The sequence below is a fragment of the Chryseobacterium defluvii genome (genome assembly GCF_003634775.1).
Lineage (GTDB): Bacteria > Bacteroidota > Bacteroidia > Flavobacteriales > Weeksellaceae > Chryseobacterium > Chryseobacterium defluvii.
In genome coordinates this window covers 859,326-877,848 of record NZ_RBXB01000002.1, presented here as the reverse complement: position 1 = coordinate 877,848, position 18,523 = coordinate 859,326, and the positions used below count along the sequence as shown (strand labels likewise).

The 18,523-nt window shown below is 36.4% G+C and carries 17 protein-coding genes; 7 read left to right on the top strand and 10 right to left on the bottom strand.

Translation table 11 applies throughout. The features are described from left to right. Positions 1-21: 21 nt before the first annotated feature. The 3 genes from BCF58_RS10770 to BCF58_RS10760 form a co-directional block, all read right to left on the bottom strand. Positions 22-2,760 (bottom strand): sodium-translocating pyrophosphatase, encoded by a 2,739-nt coding sequence (locus BCF58_RS10770; protein ID WP_121461782.1) that lies wholly within the window; start codon positions 2,758-2,760, stop codon positions 22-24. Between the two features lie 168 nt (positions 2,761-2,928). Then, positions 2,929-3,540 (bottom strand): inorganic pyrophosphatase, encoded by a 612-nt coding sequence (locus tag BCF58_RS10765; RefSeq protein ID WP_121461781.1) that lies wholly within the window; start codon positions 3,538-3,540, stop codon positions 2,929-2,931. A 21-nt stretch (positions 3,541-3,561) separates the two neighbouring features. Then, positions 3,562-4,074 (bottom strand): DUF7935 family protein, encoded by a 513-nt coding sequence (locus tag BCF58_RS10760; RefSeq protein ID WP_121461780.1) that lies wholly within the window; start codon positions 4,072-4,074, stop codon positions 3,562-3,564. Between the two features lie 437 nt (positions 4,075-4,511). Between BCF58_RS10760 and BCF58_RS17400 the strand changes: the two genes are divergently transcribed. Further along, the gene (locus BCF58_RS17400; protein WP_170149003.1) at positions 4,512-5,006 is read left to right on the top strand and encodes an FkbM family methyltransferase; all 495 of its coding nucleotides are present in this window, start codon (positions 4,512-4,514) and stop codon (positions 5,004-5,006) included. Here the strand turns inward: BCF58_RS17400 and BCF58_RS10750 are convergent. The 6 genes from BCF58_RS10750 to pdhA all read right to left on the bottom strand — a co-directional run bounded on the left by BCF58_RS10750 (position 4,986) and on the right by pdhA (position 10,698). Continuing rightward, entirely contained in the window at positions 4,986-5,903 is a 918-nt protein-coding gene (locus BCF58_RS10750; RefSeq protein ID WP_121461778.1) for a hypothetical protein, read from the bottom strand. The genes BCF58_RS17400 and BCF58_RS10750 overlap by 21 nt on opposite strands. Next, on the bottom strand, positions 5,900-6,577 hold the full coding sequence (radC, locus tag BCF58_RS10745) for a RadC family protein (RefSeq protein ID WP_121461777.1): 678 nt from the start codon (positions 6,575-6,577) through the stop codon (positions 5,900-5,902). The genes BCF58_RS10750 and radC overlap by 4 nt, the downstream gene beginning before the upstream one ends. 26 nt (positions 6,578-6,603) lie before the next feature. Next, positions 6,604-7,182 carry a murein L,D-transpeptidase catalytic domain-containing protein gene (locus tag BCF58_RS10740; RefSeq protein WP_121461776.1) on the bottom strand — a complete coding sequence of 193 codons (579 nt, stop codon included), beginning with the start codon at positions 7,180-7,182 and terminating at the stop codon, positions 6,604-6,606. Between the two features lie 13 nt (positions 7,183-7,195). After that, a complete protein-coding gene (locus tag BCF58_RS10735) occupies positions 7,196-7,864 on the bottom strand; it encodes an ABC transporter ATP-binding protein (RefSeq protein ID WP_121461775.1) in 669 nt (222 codons plus the stop codon). A 129-nt stretch (positions 7,865-7,993) separates the two neighbouring features. After that, positions 7,994-9,610: a pyruvate dehydrogenase complex dihydrolipoamide acetyltransferase gene (locus BCF58_RS10730; protein ID WP_121461774.1), complete on the bottom strand. Its 1,617-nt coding sequence runs from the start codon at positions 9,608-9,610 to the stop codon at positions 7,994-7,996. An 80-nt stretch (positions 9,611-9,690) separates the two neighbouring features. Continuing rightward, on the bottom strand, positions 9,691-10,698 hold the full coding sequence (gene pdhA, locus BCF58_RS10725; protein ID WP_121461773.1) for a pyruvate dehydrogenase (acetyl-transferring) E1 component subunit alpha: 1,008 nt from the start codon (positions 10,696-10,698) through the stop codon (positions 9,691-9,693). A gap of 124 nt (positions 10,699-10,822) precedes the next feature. Here pdhA and BCF58_RS10720 point away from each other — a divergent pair, with 124 nt between their 5' ends. The 3 genes from BCF58_RS10720 to BCF58_RS10710 are packed head-to-tail and all read left to right on the top strand — an operon-like array spanning position 10,823 to position 13,720. Further along, complete coding sequence (locus BCF58_RS10720) at positions 10,823-11,428, top strand: phosphatase PAP2 family protein (protein ID WP_121461772.1); 606 nt, start codon at positions 10,823-10,825, stop codon at positions 11,426-11,428. Positions 11,429-11,443: 15 nt separating this feature from the next. Continuing rightward, complete coding sequence (locus tag BCF58_RS10715) at positions 11,444-11,911, top strand: BlaI/MecI/CopY family transcriptional regulator (RefSeq protein WP_121461771.1); 468 nt, start codon at positions 11,444-11,446, stop codon at positions 11,909-11,911. 21 nt (positions 11,912-11,932) lie between these two features. Then, positions 11,933-13,720 carry a DUF4153 domain-containing protein gene (locus BCF58_RS10710; protein ID WP_121461770.1) on the top strand — a complete coding sequence of 596 codons (1,788 nt, stop codon included), beginning with the start codon at positions 11,933-11,935 and terminating at the stop codon, positions 13,718-13,720. Positions 13,721-13,758: 38 nt separating this feature from the next. Here the strand turns inward: BCF58_RS10710 and BCF58_RS10705 are convergent, their stop codons facing one another. Beyond that, complete coding sequence (locus tag BCF58_RS10705; protein ID WP_121461769.1) at positions 13,759-14,106, bottom strand: RNA recognition motif domain-containing protein; 348 nt, start codon at positions 14,104-14,106, stop codon at positions 13,759-13,761. Positions 14,107-14,479: 373 nt separating this feature from the next. On the opposite strand from BCF58_RS10705, the gene BCF58_RS10700 reads away from it, so the two are divergent. The 3 genes from BCF58_RS10700 (at position 14,480) to BCF58_RS10690 (ending at position 18,523) form a co-directional block, all read left to right on the top strand. Continuing rightward, a complete protein-coding gene (locus BCF58_RS10700) occupies positions 14,480-14,875 on the top strand; it encodes an acyl-CoA thioesterase (protein ID WP_121461768.1) in 396 nt (131 codons plus the stop codon). After that, positions 14,872-15,432: a helix-turn-helix domain-containing protein gene (locus BCF58_RS10695; RefSeq protein ID WP_121461767.1), complete on the top strand. Its 561-nt coding sequence runs from the start codon at positions 14,872-14,874 to the stop codon at positions 15,430-15,432. Before BCF58_RS10700 ends, BCF58_RS10695 begins: the two co-directional genes overlap by 4 nt. A 244-nt stretch (positions 15,433-15,676) precedes the next feature. Then, positions 15,677-18,523, top strand: a complete 2,847-nt coding sequence (locus tag BCF58_RS10690) for a heavy metal translocating P-type ATPase (protein WP_121461766.1) — start codon at positions 15,677-15,679, stop codon at positions 18,521-18,523.

Genomic DNA, 18,523 nt, shown 5'->3' with positions numbered 1-18,523 from the left:
AAGTTTATATAAATTTCTCTTCTACAAAGCAAGAACCCTTACATCAATTCTTCTGTTTTTAGCTTTACATTCATCCGTATCATTGGCTTCGCAAACAGGATATTGAGATCCATATCCTTCCGCTTCCACTCTGTCTGAAGCAATTCCCATTTCCAACAATTTAAGCTTTGCGGTTTGTGCTCTCAAATTGGATAATTTCATATTGCTTTCTTCATTACCTGTATTGTCTGTATATCCTCCTAATTTCACTCTTAAACCAGGATAGGCATTAAGTATTTCAGCTAAATTATTCAATTGAACTTCAGAACCTGCTTTTAAGTCGCTTGAACCTGTTTCAAAGTATAAATTTTCAATAGTATACCATTTGTTCGGATCCAAAACAGCCTGATTTTTTCCTTTTACATCATTATATAACCGGTATAACTGACTGTTTTCACCCATAGAAATAGTATGGCCTCCTTCCAGTTTGATCTCCTGCATATTTCCGGTTTCGTAAACAAAATCACCGCTTTCATTCAAACGTCCTTTGACTTCTGTTGGTGCTAATGTTACAATACCATTTCCTGCGTTGGAATCGGTAACAGAATGTACTCCTGCAACTCCGGTTAAAGCTTCTATTTTTGCTTTTCTGTTAGCATCAATTTTATCTTTATGCAAAGTAGCCAAAGTAGGTGCAATAACTAATGAAACAATTGACATTAGCTTAATTAAAATGTTCATGGAAGGTCCGGAAGTATCTTTAAAAGGATCTCCAACCGTATCTCCTGTTACGGATGCTTTATGAGGCTCAGAACCTTTGTAATAGGTTTGCCCGTTAATATCCACGCCTTTTTCAAAAGACTTTTTAGCATTATCCCAGGCTCCACCGGCATTATTCTGGAACATTCCCATCAAAACACCACTCACTGTAGCTCCTGCTAAAAATCCGCCCAATACTTCAGGCCCGAAAATAAACCCTACCAAAAGAGGAGAAATAATAGCAATAGCCCCCGGAAGCATCATCTTTCTAATAGACGCATCGGTTGAAATAGCAACACATTTTTCATATTCCGGTTCAGCCTTCCCTTCCAGGATTCCCGGAATTTCACGGAACTGTCGTCTTACTTCTTCCACCATGGCCATAGCTGCCTGTCCTACCGCAGTAATTGCTAATGAGGAAAATATAAACGGAATCATTCCGCCTACAAATAAGCCTGCTAAAACATCAGCTCTGTAGATATCAATACCGTCAATTCCTGCAATTCCTACAAAAGCTGCAAACAAAGCTAAAGCGGTTAACGCTGCAGAAGCAATTGCAAATCCTTTTCCTGTTGCTGCGGTTGTATTTCCTACAGCATCCAGAATATCCGTTTTTTCACGTACTTCTTTTGGTAATTCACTCATTTCGGCAATTCCTCCCGCATTATCTGCAATAGGCCCGAAAGCATCAATGGCTAATTGCATGGCCGTAGTTGCCATCATCCCTGCTGCTGCAATAGCCACCCCATAAAGTCCTGCGCATAAATATGAACCATAAATTCCTCCGGCTAGTACAATAATAGGTAATAATGTAGATTCCATTCCTACGGCAAGTCCGCCGATAATATTGGTAGCATGACCTGTGGAAGACTGTCTCACAATACTTGAAACGGGTCTTTTCCCCATTGCCGTATAAAATTCTGTAATGATACTCATTAAAGTTCCCACAACTAATCCAACCATAATGGCTCCAAAAACGCCCATTTTGGTAAACTCATGGCCCCTTAAAACCATAGTTTCCGGTAAGATATAGGTAACCAGAAAATAAGATGCTATAGCTGTAATAACGATACTTCCCCAGTTTCCAAGATTCAGGGCATTCTGAACGTTAGAAGTGGATGCTCCATCATTATCATTGATTCTCACAAATAAAGTTCCTATCATAGAGAAGATGATCCCAGTACCGGCAATAAGCATCGGCAACAAGATCGGAGCGAAACCTCCAAAAGAATCTTCAGAGATTGTTTCTCGTCCCAAAACCATCGTAGCCAAAACAGTGGCTACATAAGAACCGAATAAGTCAGCTCCCATTCCCGCAACATCTCCTACGTTATCTCCTACATTATCTGCAATAGTAGCAGGATTTCTAGGATCATCCTCAGGAATTCCCGCTTCTACTTTTCCTACCAAATCAGCTCCTACATCTGCAGCTTTTGTGTAAATACCCCCTCCAACTCTCGCGAATAAGGCGATGGATTCAGCACCTAAAGAAAATCCGGTAAGGATTTCTATTGCTCTTTCCATTTCGTGAGAATCCGGGGATGAATCCGGTGCAAAGATTTGTTTAATGATCAGAAAAAGTGCACCTAAGCCCAATACAGCCAATCCGGCAACCCCCATTCCCATAACCGACCCTCCGGTAAAGGAAACTTTAAGTGCTTTGGAAAGAGAAGTTTTTGCAGCTTCGGCAGTTCTTACATTCGCTTTTGTTGCGATTTTCATTCCTATAAACCCTGCCAAAGCAGAGAAAACGGCTCCTACTACAAAAGCAATCCCGATACTCCAATGCGAGTTGGAATTACTCATTCCCATCACGGCCAGTAAAATGGCTACAACAACTACGAAATAGGTTAAAATCTTGTACTCGGCTTTTAAAAAGGCCATTGCACCGTCAGCGATATGTCCGCTGATAATTTTCATTTTTTCATTTCCGGCGTTTTGCTTACTTACCCAGTTACTCTGTAAAAAAGTATACAATAAAGCAACCACACCAAAAATTGGCACTAACACAAATAGATCCATAGTTTAATATTTTTTCGGTAATAGAGAATTAAATATAATAAATAATTCCCATGATATCGTCAAAAATATTATAACTCTGTAAAATTTATATTTTTAAAGCCCGGCTATATTCCATAAAAAAAGGATAAATGAACCCATTTATCCTTTATATTTCAAACGAAGAAAATTTTATCCTCCGAATTTATTTGCGTAATCTTTCTGTGAAGCTCTAATTACTTTCTTAGCATGCTCTGCTCCGTATACTTCGTGAATTCTACATTTTGCAGGCTCATCCGGTAAGTTTTTATACGTAAGGAAATAGTGCATCAATCTTTTTACTTCTGCTTCAGGTAATTCTGAGATGTCCCTGAAGTGACCGAAAGCGTGGTCTCCTACCATTACCGCTACAATTTTGTCATCTGCTTCTCCACCGTCAATCATCTTAAATCCACCGATTGGAATAGCTTCCATCAACATTCCCCCTGAATGAATATTATGCGAACTTAAAACACAAATATCCAGCGGGTCGTGGTCTCCCATCGTTACATCATCCGCACCACTTTCAACAGCGAGCTTCTTTACTTCGTCATGACAATATGTTCTTGGAACAAATCCATATAATGCCGGAATAATATTGGAAAATTTTTGAGGTCTGTCTACTTTTAAATATCCAGTTTCTTTATCTACTTCATACTTAATCGTATCTGAAGGAACAATCTCTACAAACACATTTACAACATTGGGCACATCTTCTCCTGCAGAAATTCCATGCCATGGATGTGCTTTAAAATTTGGAATCATTATCTATCTGTTTTATTTTTATTAAGCTATTATTAAAATTTCTCTTCTTAAATCTTCTATTGTGGCAGCAATATAATCTTCATCGTTCATATAATTCATAATGAAAACGGTCTTAAATTCGTCCAGATCCGGATTATTATTCAAGCTTTCATATGTTTTATGAAGCAAATCTATGATTGCATTTTTAGAATTTACAATATTCTGCCATGAATTTTTTGTTAAATAAAGCTGTTGGGACGAATTATACTCAAATTCTTCATGGATTGATTTTTCGGTTAGAAAAATAAATTCATGAACCGCCAGGTTTTTATCAAATCTTTGAATAAGATTGGATGGCTTCATTCTTTCCAGAAACAGGGTCATTCTTTCATAAGAGTGAGTCTTATTCTCAGAATTGGATTTTACTGAAAGTAACTTGATTTCCTGATTCTTTAAGTTGATGTAAGTATATACAAATTGTCTCAGCAAAACCAAAAACGGTATTGCAATAATTAATGCAAATGCATACGGTAAATATCCTGAAAAACTTGTCATAATTTAAGATGGCAAAATTACTAATTATTTAGTACTTTTGAGGAAGTTTTTGCCAATTCTTGTCATAAAATCATAAATTTTATTTTGAAACCTCTATATTCTTTTTGATCAGAATGATAATATACATTTCAACTCGTAAATAAATCACAGTGTCTTTCAACAATTATATATCTAAGCTTTTATTTAATGCTACAATAAGCGTTAGTGTCAAAACATTTGTTGCTTTTATTATTAATTCTAAAAGATATAGTTCTCGATTTAAACGAAACACTCTTGATACCAACAACAATGAAACGTTTGTTTATAAATTTAAAAGAGAAGGTAAAAAATTTAATCTCTATTTAAGAACTTTTAAGGGGGATATCGATATTTTTTATGAAGTTTTTTGGAAAAAAACCTATGATAAACCTCTCAAAATTCTTAAAGAAAAACCAAAAGTGATTCTTGATCTGGGCGCTCATATTGGATTGACCTCAATTTATTTGAGTTTAAGATATCCTGAGGCTAAAATTATAGCCCTTGAAGCTTCCACAGAAAATTTTCTGCTTCTGAAAGAAAATACCTCTGCATTCAAAAATATCGAATGTGTCAATAAAGCTGTTTATTTTGAGGACGGAATTGTAAATTTCGGAGGTGAAAAACTTTCATACAATCAAAAGGTTTCAGACAGAGGAACACCAACGATAGCGGTTTCTATTGACAGTTTAATGAAAGAGTATGGATTGAACCCAATAGATCTACTTAAAGTAGATATTGAAGGAGGTGAAATTGATCTTTTAAGTAAAAATAATTATTGGTTGGAGAAAGTTAAAAATATTATCATCGAAATTCACCACCCCTATACTCCGGAAGATCTGAACAAGGACCTGGAACCTTTTGGTTATAAAATAAGGCAGCATCTGAATGCCGTATTATCTGTGAATAAAGAATAGGTGTGAAAAAATTTTTATGACCTGCTTTACGAGCTGCTGCTTGGAATGAGCAATTACGGGATACATTGCAAGTTGCGGACGGAAACCTCTGAAAAATTCCTCAATAGCAGGAACTTCACTACCTTCAAAATCAAAAATCTTGCTTTCTATATTTTTTGAAATAACATGATCTATAATAACAGATGATCCGGAAAGCTTGATGAAATCTTTATTATTAAAAGTTCCTAAAAGTGCTGCCGTTTTCTGATCATTATATACCGCAATAGCATTAATCACCATATGATCATAGAAAAAAGCTGTTATTGTAAGATATCCGGCTTTTTCAAAGTCCAGAAATAACTGCAAAAATGCTTTTTTGTCTTTCTGTTTTTTTGCACCGATCATATTTTCGGAAATAAATTCCCATATTTCTTTCAGAGGTACTTCCCGGATTTCAGATTTTGCAAGTACTTCTTCATCCAATCGCAACTTCCTTTTTCTTTTGGGTGAATATCTCTGTTTTACCGTTTCATAGGGCTGCTGAAAAATAAGAAAGTTCTTCCTTTGTTTTAACGGTTTGCTGAATTTATTTAAATCATTGAACGCATAATACCAGATCATATTTTTTTTTTCCAGAAAATTCAAAAACAAGTCGTTAGTCTGAATATTATCGTTTTTTGAAAAAATCCCTAATTGCTGGCAAAGCTTAGGGTTTATTACAATTTTCAATCCCGCTTTTCTGATAAAAGGAACCGGCATTACTGCTTCATAATCATTATAAACTAAAACTTCCCATTGCTTTCCTGAAGTAATGTCCAGAAAATCTTTTGAAGCAGAATACTTTCTCTGCTCAGAGTTTTCAAGGCATTCCGAGTATTTTTTGAAATCAATTTCATGGTATTTTAGTTTTCTTATCATAATAATCCTTCGTCTGAAAAACTAAAATATGAATCCTGTGTTATAATGAGATGATCCAAAAGCTGAACACTTAAGAATTTTCCGGCTTCTTTTATTTTTTGTGTAATAGTCATATCTTCACGGCTCGGTTTTAAGCTTCCCGAAGGATGATTATGAGCAATAATAACTCCTGTGGCCAAGTGATCCAAAGCTGTTTTGAATAAGATTCTTACGTCAACAACAGACTGGCTGATCCCTCCCTGAGTTAGCCTGGAGAGATGAATTATTTTGTTACTTTGATTCACAAAAACAGCCCAGAATTCCTCTGTGCGTAAATCAGACAGTTGATTCCTGAAAACATTATATGCATCATTACTATTTGAAATAACAGGTTTTTCAGAGACTTCCTGACCTGCCCTTCTGCGACCGATTTCTAAAGCCGTTGCTATGGAAATCGCTTTTACTTCTCCGACTCCCTTAAATTTCATCAGGTCTTTTACGGATAGTAAGCTGAGTTGATTCCAGTTATTTCCCACTGAAATCAATATTTTTCTAGCCAGTTCCAGGGCAGATTCATCTCTGCTCCCGCTTCCCATAATAATGGCAAGAAGCTCTGAATCTGAAAGTGAGCTTTTCCCTTTGAGTAAAAATTTTTCTCTGGGGCGGTCGTCTTGTGCTAGGAATTTGATAGTCATAATATTTGTGTTTTTAGGAATGAGGGCTAATAAAATGCGTAAAGAATAATCGGTTGCTTTGATTGATCTATATATTTTGCAGTTTGATTAAAGGCATTGGTTGAAAGCATCGGACATCCCAGACTAAGGCATGCCGGGTTTTGAGATTCTTTATCCGCAACACAGCCGTAAGAATGTAGAACGATGGCTCTTTGTAAGGCATTACTGTTTGTGTCTTCCAGTCCGTTTAATCTGTAAGATTTTCCGAATTTTCCTATATAGCTTTCTTTTATTTCATATTTTCCTAAGGATGATTGATAAGAGCCTTCAATGTTACTGAATTTAAGTACATTCGAGTTCGGGATTACAGAACCTGAGCCATGAGATACTATTGCTTTTTGCAATATCTTATCATTCTTTAGATCATAAACGAAATAACGGTATTTTCCGGAGTGTATCTTAAAATTGATAAAGACAGCCAGATCCTGATTATAATTTTTACCTTTAACAAAGTTTTTAATCTCTGAGATTTTTGATTGGGGAACATCAAGCGCATTACCTGCCTGAGATTCTACTCTGGAACAGGAAATAATGAAAAGGAACAGGAAAAAAAATTGTTTCATCATAAGACGGCGTGTTTTATTCAATGATCATACCATCCTTCATAATCAGCTTTCTATCTGTAATTTCTGCAAGGTTTGGGTTATGGGTTACAATCACAAAGGTCTGGTCATATTTGTCTCTTAAATCAAAAAATAAACGGTGAAGATCATCTGCATTTTTTGAATCCAGGTTTCCTGTGGGTTCATCAGCAAAAATGATTTTCGGAGAATTGATTAAAGCTCTTGCCACCGCTACCCTCTGTGCCTCACCTCCCGATAATTGATTAGGTTTATGATGCAATCTTTGCTCAATCCTTAAGTCTTCGAATAAAGCATAGGCTTTTTCAACAGCTTCTTTTTCATTAGCCCCGGCAATTTTTGTAGGCAGCAATACATTTTCCAGTGCGGTAAATTCCGGAAGTAATTGATGAAACTGAAATACAAAACCTATATTCTGATTTCTGAATTTAGAAAGCTGTTTATCATTCATATTGATGAATGACTCTCCTGCTATGGTAATTTCAGTCTCATAATGTTTAGAATTGGAGGGCTGATCCAATGTTCCCAATATCTGCAAAAGCGTTGATTTTCCAGCACCGGATTCTCCGACGATAGATACTACTTCTCCAACTTTTATGTGGATATCCACTCCTTTTAATACTTCTAAATTCCCATAAGACTTATGGATATTCCTTGCTCTAATCATGATTCAAAAATAGTAAATTGATTTTAAAATTCAGGCAAGAATGTAAATGATAATTTCTAATTTTTCAAGATTCAATCAAACAAAAAACCTCTCGAAATGAGAGGTTTTAATGTATTATATTTTAAACTGTTACAGTAATAAAGTTAAAGGACTTTCCAGATATGTTCTTAAAGTCTGTAAGAATTCCGCACCTGTAGCCCCATCTACAACTCTATGGTCACACGCCAGTGAAAGTTTCATGGTATTTCCAATCACAATCTGCCCATCTTTAACAATTGGCTTCTCAATGATTGCTCCTACGGAAAGGATAGCCGAATTAGGTTGGTTGATGATACTTGTAAAAGTTTCAATTCCGAACATTCCTAAGTTTGAAATAGAGAACGTAGAGCCTTCCATTTCGTTTGCTTTAAGGCCTTTGGATTTAGCTCTTGAAGCCATGTCTTTAACAGCAGCCGAAATTTGAGTGTAATTCATCTGATCAGTATTCTTAAGAACCGGAACTACCAATCCATCAGGAATTGCCACAGCTACTCCGATATTGATGTTTCCTCTGTGGATGATCTTGTCTCCTGCCCAGCTTGAATTTACCTGTGGATGTTTTCTTAAAGCAATCGCTGTTGCTTTAATAATCATGTCGTTAAAGGAAATTTTCGTATCTGGTAAAGAATTGATCTCTTTTCTGGCTTCAATGGCCTTATCCATATTGATCTCTACCATCAGATAGTAATGAGGAGCAGAGAACTTACTTTCGGAAAGACGTTTTGCAATAATATTTCTTACCTGAGAGTTTGGAGTTTCTGTATCTTCACCCTGTACGAAGTTTACTGCTACCTGTGCAGCTGCACTTGCTGCCGGAGCAGAGGCAGATGCGGCAGGTTTCGAGGATGGCTGATAATTTTCAACATCTTTTTTAATGATTCTTCCGTTTTCTCCGGATCCTTGCACGCTATTGATGTCTACTCCTTTTTCCTGAGCTATTTTTTTCGCTAATGGAGAAATAGCAATTCTATCAGTAGATGAAGAGCTTGCAGCCGGAGCAGCTTTTTCTTCCGTTTTAGCTTCAGGTTTTTGTTCTGCAGGCTTTTCTGTAGATGGTGCAGCAGGTTTTCCAGCTCCTATTCCGGAAACATCCGTTCCTTCAGGACCTATAATCGCTAAAACAGAATCAACCGGAGCAGCTCCGCCTTCTTCTACACCCTGCTTCAATAATACTCCGTTGAATTCAGATTCAAAATCCTGAACGGCTTTATCTGTTTCGATTTCAGCAAGAAGATCACCTTCTTTTACTGTATCGCCAACATTTTTGTGCCATTTCGCCACTTTACCTTCCGTCATGGTGTCAGAAAGCCTTGGCATTGTAATAACTTCTACACCGGCAGGAACTTCTGTTGAAGCTTGCTCCACACTTGTACTTTCGTTTTCTGTTTTAGATTCTTCTTCCGATTTTTTTTCTTCAGAACCAGAAGCTGCAGGAGTACTTCCCCCGGTTAACCCGGAAATATCTTCCCCATCGTTCCCTATAATTGCTAAAACAGAGTCTACAGCTGCAGCATTACCTTCTTCTACACCTACGTATAAAAGGGTACCTTCAATTTCAGATTCGAAATCCTGAACAGCTTTATCTGTTTCAATTTCAGCTAAAATATCTCCTTCCTTTACTTTATCTCCTACTTTTTTATGCCATTTTGCCACTTTACCTTCCGTCATGGTATCGGAAAGACGAGGCATTGTAATTACTTCTGCCATAATTTTCTAATATGATAATTTGTTAATGTGATGATGTGAGAATTAAAAATAATTAACTCATTTTCAAATTCTCAAATTATCTAATTATTATTTTCTAATTTATCTAAGAACGGATAATCTTCCTGAGCGTAAACATATTCATAGATTTTCTCTGCAGTCGGATATGGAGAATTTTCCATGAATTCGATACATTCTTCTACGAAATCTCTTGATTTGTTATCCAGAGCTTCCAGCTCTTCTTCTGTGGCCCAGCTGTTGGCTAAAATTCTTTGTTTTACCAATTCAATAGGGTCATCATTTTTATGAATAGCTACTTCTTCCTTGCTTCTGTAAGGTTCTGCATCAGACATTGAATGTCCTCTGTAACGGTATGTTCTCGCTTCGATAAAAGTTGGTCCGTCTCCTCTTCTTGCTCTTTCAATAGCTTCATAAGCAGCCTCCGCCACTTTTTCAGGATCCATTGCGTCTACAGGAAGACAAGGCATTTCATATCCTAATCCTAATTTATAGATATCCTCGTGGTTCGCAGTTCTTTTTACAGAAGTTCCCATTGCATACTGGTTATTTTCCACAACAAATACTACCGGTAACTTCCAGTTCATCGCCATGTTGAATGTTTCATGCAGTGATCCCTGTCTTGCAGCTCCGTCTCCGAAGAAACAAATGTTCACCGCTTTTCTGTCAAAATATTTATCTGCAAAAGCGATCCCGGCTCCTAAAGGGATTTGCCCCCCAACGATACCGTGTCCACCATAAAAACGGTGTTCTTTACTGAAAATGTGCATAGAACCACCCATTCCTCCTGACGTACCTGTTGCTTTACCACAAAGTTCCGCCATGATTCTCTTAGGATCTACTCCCATCGCCATTGGATGGATGTGGCATCTGTAAGCGGTAATCATACTATCTTTAGTTAAATCCATTGCATGCGTAAAACCTGCAGGAATAGCTTCCTGGCCGTTATACAAATGTAAGAAACCTCTGATTTTTTGTTTTAGATAAAGAGAACGGCATTTGTCTTCAAACCTTCTCCACATTGTCATATCTTCATACCACTTCAGGTATACCTCTTTCGAAAATTCTTTCATGTGTTAGCTCTTTGCTTATTTATGATGAAATAGTTGAGCAAAATTATAAAAAAAACTTTGTTTTATTGTATACATAACCAATTGTTTTTTCAGTTTAGTCTTATATTTGGATTTTAAACTTATTATGGAAGAAAAACAACCTTCATTCATACATAGCATTTCAAAAATTATCTCCGATTTTTTCAATCCTCTTGTTTCTTTGTTCATATTTTTCATTTATATGAGTGTTCAGGAGTATTCTTTGAAAGATTCAATGCTGTATTTCCTACCTATATTATTAATGATTATCCTTCCTGTCATTATCTGGCTGGTTTGGAATGTAAAAACAAGGAGATATACCAATATGGATGTCTCCAACCGGGTACAAAGGAAGACTTTATATATTTTTATTGCAGTTTGTGTTATTGCTTATCTTATTTTCCATTATATAAAAAGCGGCTCCATTGACTTTGTCATGCTCTTTATCCTTATCCTTCTTTTTGCCTTACAGGTCAGTAATTTTTTCATTAAAAGCTCTATGCATACGGCTTTCAATATTTTTGTGGCGGCATTATTCTTTGCACTGGATTTGAAAATGGGCCTCATATGGTTGGGAATCGCCACTATGGTAGGAATAACCAGGATCATTTTAAAAAGACATACTGTAAAAGAAGTATTTATGGGCGCAGGAATAGCAATTGTGGTATCTTTTATTTATCTTTATTGCAACATACAGTTTCAACATTATTAGAATCAGGAAGATCATATGAAAATCAATCACCTTACGTCTGCAGAAGAAAATTTAATGAAGCTTTTCTGGAAGCTCAACTCTTTTTATCTAAAGGATATAATGGAACAGCATCAGGAGCCTAAGCCTCACCAGAATACGGTTTCCACCTATCTTAAAATATTGGTTGAAAAAGGATATCTTTCCACCGAAAAGGAAGGAAGAATTTTCAAATATACCGTTATGGTTCCTTTTGATGACTATAAAAAATTCTTACTGAAAGAACTTTCGAATAATTTCTTCAATCATTCCGGGAAAGAAATCCTTCAGTTTTTATTCAATGAAAATCTGATTTCACAAAACGATCTTAAAGATTATTTTGATTTAAAAATTGAGATGAAGCCTGTGAAAATCAAAGAGCCGAAACTTGAAATTGCCAACGAAATTCTGAATCCCAAAAAGGATAAAAAAAGCAAAGACAAAAAGAAAAAGAAGAAAAAAAATTAAAACACCTATAAAAACCTGATCATGAAAACAAAATTTAAGGAAATTATACTGAAAGCAGGTGAAGTCCTGCTTCGTTATCCCATGGTGCTGGTAATGGCATTGCTCGCTTCTATCGGAGCTGTTTGTATGTTTGAAAACAATCAGTACAAAGATATTTTTTTCACTTTTTCCAAATTCACCATTTGCTGCTGTATTGGAATCTCATTGATGTTTGCTTTAAAAATGCTTTCCCAAAGGATTGGAAAGGCTTATTTTCTGGAAATTGCCGGAGTTGCTTTTTTAATAGGATTCTATTTTATATTACCTGCCAAAGAAAAGAATTTCACGGAAGTCTACGGCTATATTATTGCTGTTACTGCATTATTATCTCACTTATTAGTTTCTTTTGTCGCTTTTCTGAACAGAGACAGAGAACTCAGATTTTGGCAATACAATAAAAATCTTTTCATTAATATTTTTCTTACCGCCGTTTTTACTGGAGTCTTTACAGGAGGGGTTGAACTGGCTATTCTTGCCGTAGACAAACTGTTTGACTTTAATTTCAGCGACAGATTATATACTGATACGTTTTACGTTTTAGCTATATTCGGAAGCTGTTTCATTTTTCTTCTTTTCAATGAAAGAGGACTTGATCATCTGGAAAAAGACGGAAAATATCCTGTTATTTTAAAGTTTTTTACCCAGTTTGTTTTAATCCCGCTTCTTTTTATTTATTTAATCATTCTATATTTCTATTCGTTCAAAATACTTATTAACTGGGAGCTTCCGAGAGGTTGGGTTTCCTATCTTATTTTAGCCTATAGTATTGTTGGGATTTTGGCTTTGCTACTGGTACATCCTCTTAAGGAAGATCATACCAAATCCTGGGTAAGAATATTTTCAAAGCTGTTTTATTTTACCATTATCCCGTTGATCATTCTTCTGTTCACAGCTATTTTTACACGGATATTGGAATACGGTTACACCGAACCCCGATATTTTGTACTGCTTTTAGCTTTGTGGCTATTAAGCGTAGTCATTTATTTCATAGTCAGCAGAAAGCCTACCGTGAAATATATTCCTGTCAGTTTATTCCTATTCGGGGTTTTTGCATTGATATTTCCCTACTTCAATGCATTCGGGGTTGCCAAAAGAAGCCAGAAAACGGAATTACTAAAGCTTTTGCAGGAGAACAAAATTCTTGTTAATGGCCGAATAGATTTTCAAAAAAAAGTTACTGATACTCTTGTTAGCGAAATTGCTGATAAATTTGAATTCTTAGCCAAAAGAAAGCAAAAAGATTTTCTTATTCATCTGGTTCCGGATAAAAATCAGAAGCAATTAACGGCAGATATAGAATCCGTTGATTTCTGGGCCGTTTCGGATCATATTAAAAATAGTTTCACCCGTACTGATAAGACTACCGCTTCACAACATGAAAGGTTAACCATCCTATCTGAAAATAAGGTGATCAGCATTGGAGATTATACCTATATGATTGGCTTGAACAGATATAATTATAATAAGGAAACCCGTGAAATCAATGGTGATCACTTTAATATCATAGAAAATCGCGATAATAATTCGGTTTTAAAAGTAGTGCTTAACTCAAGGGAAGAATTGGATTTCACTCCGGCTATCAATCAATTGATAGAATCCAATAAGAACAAAACCGGAACGGTGAAGCTTCCTGAAATTTCTATAGAAAACAACCTTGGGAAATATCATATTAAACTGGTTCTTTCCAGTATTACGCGGGAGAAAAACCCATACAATAAATCAGAAAATGTCTATTTTGATGATGCAGTATTGCTTATAAAGGAAAAATAAAGACATAAAAAAAGCGGCTTAAAAGCCGCTTATATTTTTTACCAACGATTTCCACCGCCGCCGCCACGGTTGTTTCCGTAACCTCCGCCTCTGTTGTTTCCATAACCACCACTTCTGTTGTTATCAAAACTTCTTCTTGGCTTTTCTTCTCTTGGCTTAGCTTCAGAAACGTTTAATACTTTTCCGTTAAATTCTCTCTGGTTAAGAGCTTCGATAGCTTGTTGTCCCTCGTCATCACCCATTTCGATAAAACCGAAACCTCTTGAACGACCAGTTTCTTTGTCTGTTACAATTTTAGCAGAAGATACTTCTCCGTATTCTGCAAATAAGTCCTGCAACTCATATTCTTTAGTTGCGTAATTGATGTTTGAAACAAAAATGTTCATTTTGAATAAATTAAAAAATTAATAAAAATTTGGTATATAAAAGAAAAACAACATAAATTAATGAACAAATATTGATTCCAAATATAAACTAACGCAATATACGATTAATAATTTCAAAACAAAGCTTTTTTATTATTAATTCTTATATTATGTTTAATCCGATTTTTTCCTCTGACTGGAAAAGCCGATAAACAATACAAATTCACTATTTTATATTTTAATTTCAAAGTTTTATTTTAAGATAAATTAACTATTTATAACGTTGTAAATTAAAATTCATTGAGAATATAAATCATCTTTTTCGGATAACCCAATCCTATTACGCACAAAAATAGCGTCATAAATATTACATTTGTAATGCAAATTACTTTATATGAATTACCATACTAGAAAATGGGTAAAACCGGAAGACCTGAATCCGAACCATTCCCTTTTTGGAGGGAGATTACTACAGTGGATTGATGAAGAGGCAGCACTATATACTATTATTCAGCTTGAAAACACAAGAATTGTCACCAAATTTATTTCCGAAATCAATTTTGTAAGTTCGGCAAAGCAAGGGGATATTATTGAAATTGGTATTGAAGTGGTGCATTTCGGCTCCAGTTCCATAACTTTAAAATGTGATGTCAGAAATAAAATGACCAGACAAACCATTATCACCGTTGATAAAATCGTAATGGTAAACCTCGGTGAAGACGGAAATCCTGCACCGCACGGCAAAACAAAAGTTGAATTCGTAAAAGACAGATTAAACCATCCGATATGAAAATATTCATCAAAAATATGGTTTGCGGCAGGTGTATTTCTGCTGTTGAAAGTATTTTTAATGATGCGAATATTCCCTTGCAATCAGTAAATTTAGGAGAAGTGGAAACGGTGTCAGAAATTTCAGAACAAGGATTACAGGCAGTTGAAAAGCTCTTGGAAGAAACCGGTTTTGAAAGGATAAAAGATTCCGCACACAGGCTTATTGAAAAAATCAAAAATTTGATTATCGTAAAAGTAGGCGAACTGGATATTGATGAAAACTTCCTGTTATCTGAGTTTTTAAGTAATGAACTTCATAAAGATTACAGTTCCCTTTCCAAAACCTTTTCTCAAAATGAAAATATTACCTTGGAACAGTTCTTTATTCTTCAAAAGATAGAAAAAGTAAAGGAATTGCTTCTGTATGATGAATTCACTCTCACAGAAATTGCAGGAAAATTAGGCTATAAAAGTGTCCAGCACCTTTCTTCACAGTTCCGGGGAAGTACAGGCTTTACGCCCACCGAATTCAAAAAAATGAAGGTACACAACAGAAAACCGCTGGATAGTTTATAGATTATCTCGCAGATTTGGCAGATGATTGTGTTTTAGAGTTTTGAAAAACCTATGATAAAACACATTTACTTAAAAATATTATTGTCAATACAATAAAGATCTGCGTAATCTGCCAAATCTGTGAGAGTAAAAAAACACACTCTTTCTCCAAAATCCGGATTCACAAATTCTATAACTATTATCCTTAAATTTATAACAAGTTTCAATCTTCATTGGAGAACTTTGTAGTATAAATTTAAGGATCATGGAACGACAATATAAAATACTTGGTATGACTTGCTCCGGCTGTCAGAAAAAAATCTCTGAAAAGCTTAACAGCATTGAAGGAGTAAAAGCCGACGTCAACCTGGAAAACAATACGGCAACGATTACTTCCGGTCAGGAAATTGAGCTCAACACTTTAAATAAAGCTTTGGCGGAAATTGGAAAATATCAGTTGGAAGACCCCAATAATCCTGAAAAAACATTCATCAAACCACAAGATCGTGTTTCACCGTCTTCTGTCTACTATTGCCCGATGGAATGCGAAGGAGATAAAGTATACTTCAAACAGGGCGAAAGATGCCCGGTCTGTAATATGTACCTTGTCCCGATTGAAGAAAAGCTGGCAAAGGATCCGGATCACAAACCTGTTTACTCTGCTTCGAATATTCCGGAGAGCTTTAAAGATCATATTGGGAAATACTATTGTCCAATGTTCTGTGAAGGAGATAAGGTATATGACGAAAAAGGAGATTGTCCTGTTTGTCACATGCACTTGGAAAAGATCACCCAAGATTTGGTAAAAAAAACTGAGCATCATCATTTACATCATAGCCATTCACATTCACATCAGCACGAAACACCAAAAGTTACTGATGAAATGGCAGGAAAATATTATTGCCCTATGTACTGTGAGGGGGATAAAACCTATGATACCAACGTCGGTTGCCCTGTCTGTGGAATGGATCTGGTAAAATACCCTGAAAAGAAAACGGCAAAATACACCTGCCCGATGCATCCTGAAATTATCCGTGATGAACCGGGGAGCTGCCCGATATGCGGAATGGATTTAGTAAGAATGCCCGATTCCGGAGAAGACGATGAAGATGAAACCTACAACATCCTGAAAAGGAAATTCATCATTGCATTGATATTTACCATTCCGGTCTTTATTTTATCCATGGGAGGAATGCTCATTAGTCTTCCTTTTTCCCATCAGGTCCAGGGAGTCATTGAGCTTATACTTACACTTCCCGTATTGTTTTATGCAGGCTGGTTCCTCATGAAAAGAGGCTGGGTTTCATTCAAAACATGGAATCTGAATATGTTCAGCCTTATTGCGCTGGGAGTTGCGGCGGCCTTCATCTTTAGTATTGTTGCTTTAGCGTTCCCTGGTATTGTTCCCCATGAGATCAGGGGGCACAACCATGAAATACCTTTATATTTTGAAGCAGTCTGTGTGATTTTAACCTTGGTTATTTTGGGACAGTTAATGGAAGCTGCCGCTCATAAAAAAACAGGAAATGCTATCCGGGAGCTGATGAACCTCTCCCCGGACGAAGCCAATCTTATAATAAATGGAGAAGAAAAAAGAATTTTATTGTCTGAAGTGAAGATCGGAGACCTGTTAAAAGTGAAGCCCGGTGAAAAAATCCCGGTAGACGGAAAAATTACAGAAGGGAATGCAATTATTGATGAAAGTATGATTACCGGCGAACCCGTACCTGTTGAAAAGACAACTGATGATAAAGTTTCTTCGGGAACGATCAACGGAAACCAGGTTTTCATGATGAAAGCTGAAAAAGTAGGTGATGAAACCTTACTTTCTCAGATTATAAAAATGGTGAATGAAGCCAGCCGCAGCAAAGCTCCTATTCAGAAATTAACAGATAAAGTTTCCAAAGTTTTTGTTCCTGCAGTGATCATTATTGCCGTGCTCACATTCCTTTCATGGCAATTCTTTGGTCCGGAAGGGAAAAGAAGCTTATTTGCTTTTGTGAATGCTGTAGCTGTTTTAATTGTCGCTTGTCCATGTGCCCTCGGTTTAGCTACCCCAATGTCCTTAATGGTAGGAATCGGAAAAGGAGCCAAAAACGGTATCCTGATTAAAAATGCCGAAGCCCTTGAGCACATGAACAAAGTGAATGTATTAATTACAGATAAAACAGGTACTCTAACCGAAGGAAAACCTTCTGTGGAACATCTTGAAACGATTAACAACGGAGATCCGGCTCTGATGTTAAAATTAGCATTCTCCTTAAATCAAAATTCGGAGCACCCTTTATCCAATGCGGTGATCAAAAAAGCAAAAGAAGAAAGCATCACTTCTGAAAAGGTGGATCAGTTTGAAAACATCTCCGGGAAAGGCGTAAAGGGGAATATTCAGGGAAAAACCACCTATTTGGGAAATGAAAGCTTATTAATTTCGCATCAAATCAAAATTCCTGCAAGCTTGCAACAGAAAGCCGTTGAAGTTCAGTCAAAAGCTCACACTATTTCTTACATCGCTCAGGAAAATACTGTTTTAGGGTTCCTAAGCTTTACGGATAAAATCAAAGACAGTTCTAAAAAAGCGGTTGAACATCTAATGAAAGAAGGCATTGATGTGATCATGATGACAGGAGATAATGAACATACGGCAAAAGCCGTTGCAGAAGAATTGGGCATAAAACATTTCAAGGCCAACTGCCTTCCGGAAGACAAGCTCAATGAAGTCAAAAAACTGCAACAACAGGGAAAAATCGTGGCCATGACCGGTGACGGAATCAATGACTCCCCTGCCCTGGCCCAGTCTGATATCGGAATCGCCATGGGAACAGGAACAGATGTTGCCATTGAAAGTGCGGAAATCACCCTTTTAAAAGGAGATATCTTAGGGGTGGCAAAAGCTAAACTATTGAGTGAGAAGTTGCTGAGAAACATCAAGGAAAACCTTTTCTTTGCATTCATTTATAACGTTTTGGGAGTACCCATTGCGGCAGGATTATTGTATCCGTTTTTCGGAATACTGCTATCTCCGATGATTGCGGCAGCGGCTATGAGCTTCAGCTCTTTATCCGTAATTTTAAACTCTCTGAGATTAAATGCAGTGGATTTAGATATAAAATAA

Coding starts and splice junctions, on each gene's coding strand:
- BCF58_RS10770 (WP_121461782.1), bottom strand. CDS start 2,760: ATGGATCTATTTGTGTTAGTGCCAATTTTTGGTGTGGTTGCTTTATTG.
- BCF58_RS10765 (WP_121461781.1), bottom strand. CDS start 3,540: ATGATTCCAAATTTTAAAGCACATCCATGGCATGGAATTTCTGCAGGA.
- BCF58_RS10760 (WP_121461780.1), bottom strand. CDS start 4,074: ATGACAAGTTTTTCAGGATATTTACCGTATGCATTTGCATTAATTATT.
- BCF58_RS10750 (WP_121461778.1), bottom strand. CDS start 5,903: ATGATAAGAAAACTAAAATACCATGAAATTGATTTCAAAAAATACTCG.
- radC (WP_121461777.1), bottom strand. CDS start 6,577: ATGACTATCAAATTCCTAGCACAAGACGACCGCCCCAGAGAAAAATTT.
- BCF58_RS10740 (WP_121461776.1), bottom strand. CDS start 7,182: ATGATGAAACAATTTTTTTTCCTGTTCCTTTTCATTATTTCCTGTTCC.
- BCF58_RS10735 (WP_121461775.1), bottom strand. CDS start 7,864: ATGATTAGAGCAAGGAATATCCATAAGTCTTATGGGAATTTAGAAGTA.
- BCF58_RS10730 (WP_121461774.1), bottom strand. CDS start 9,610: ATGGCAGAAGTAATTACAATGCCTCGTCTTTCCGATACCATGACGGAA.
- pdhA (WP_121461773.1), bottom strand. CDS start 10,698: ATGAAAGAATTTTCGAAAGAGGTATACCTGAAGTGGTATGAAGATATG.
- BCF58_RS10720 (WP_121461772.1), top strand. CDS start 10,823: ATGGAAGAAAAACAACCTTCATTCATACATAGCATTTCAAAAATTATC.
- BCF58_RS10715 (WP_121461771.1), top strand. CDS start 11,444: ATGAAAATCAATCACCTTACGTCTGCAGAAGAAAATTTAATGAAGCTT.
- BCF58_RS10710 (WP_121461770.1), top strand. CDS start 11,933: ATGAAAACAAAATTTAAGGAAATTATACTGAAAGCAGGTGAAGTCCTG.
- BCF58_RS10705 (WP_121461769.1), bottom strand. CDS start 14,106: ATGAACATTTTTGTTTCAAACATCAATTACGCAACTAAAGAATATGAG.
- BCF58_RS10700 (WP_121461768.1), top strand. CDS start 14,480: ATGAATTACCATACTAGAAAATGGGTAAAACCGGAAGACCTGAATCCG.
- BCF58_RS10695 (WP_121461767.1), top strand. CDS start 14,872: ATGAAAATATTCATCAAAAATATGGTTTGCGGCAGGTGTATTTCTGCT.
- BCF58_RS10690 (WP_121461766.1), top strand. CDS start 15,677: ATGGAACGACAATATAAAATACTTGGTATGACTTGCTCCGGCTGTCAG.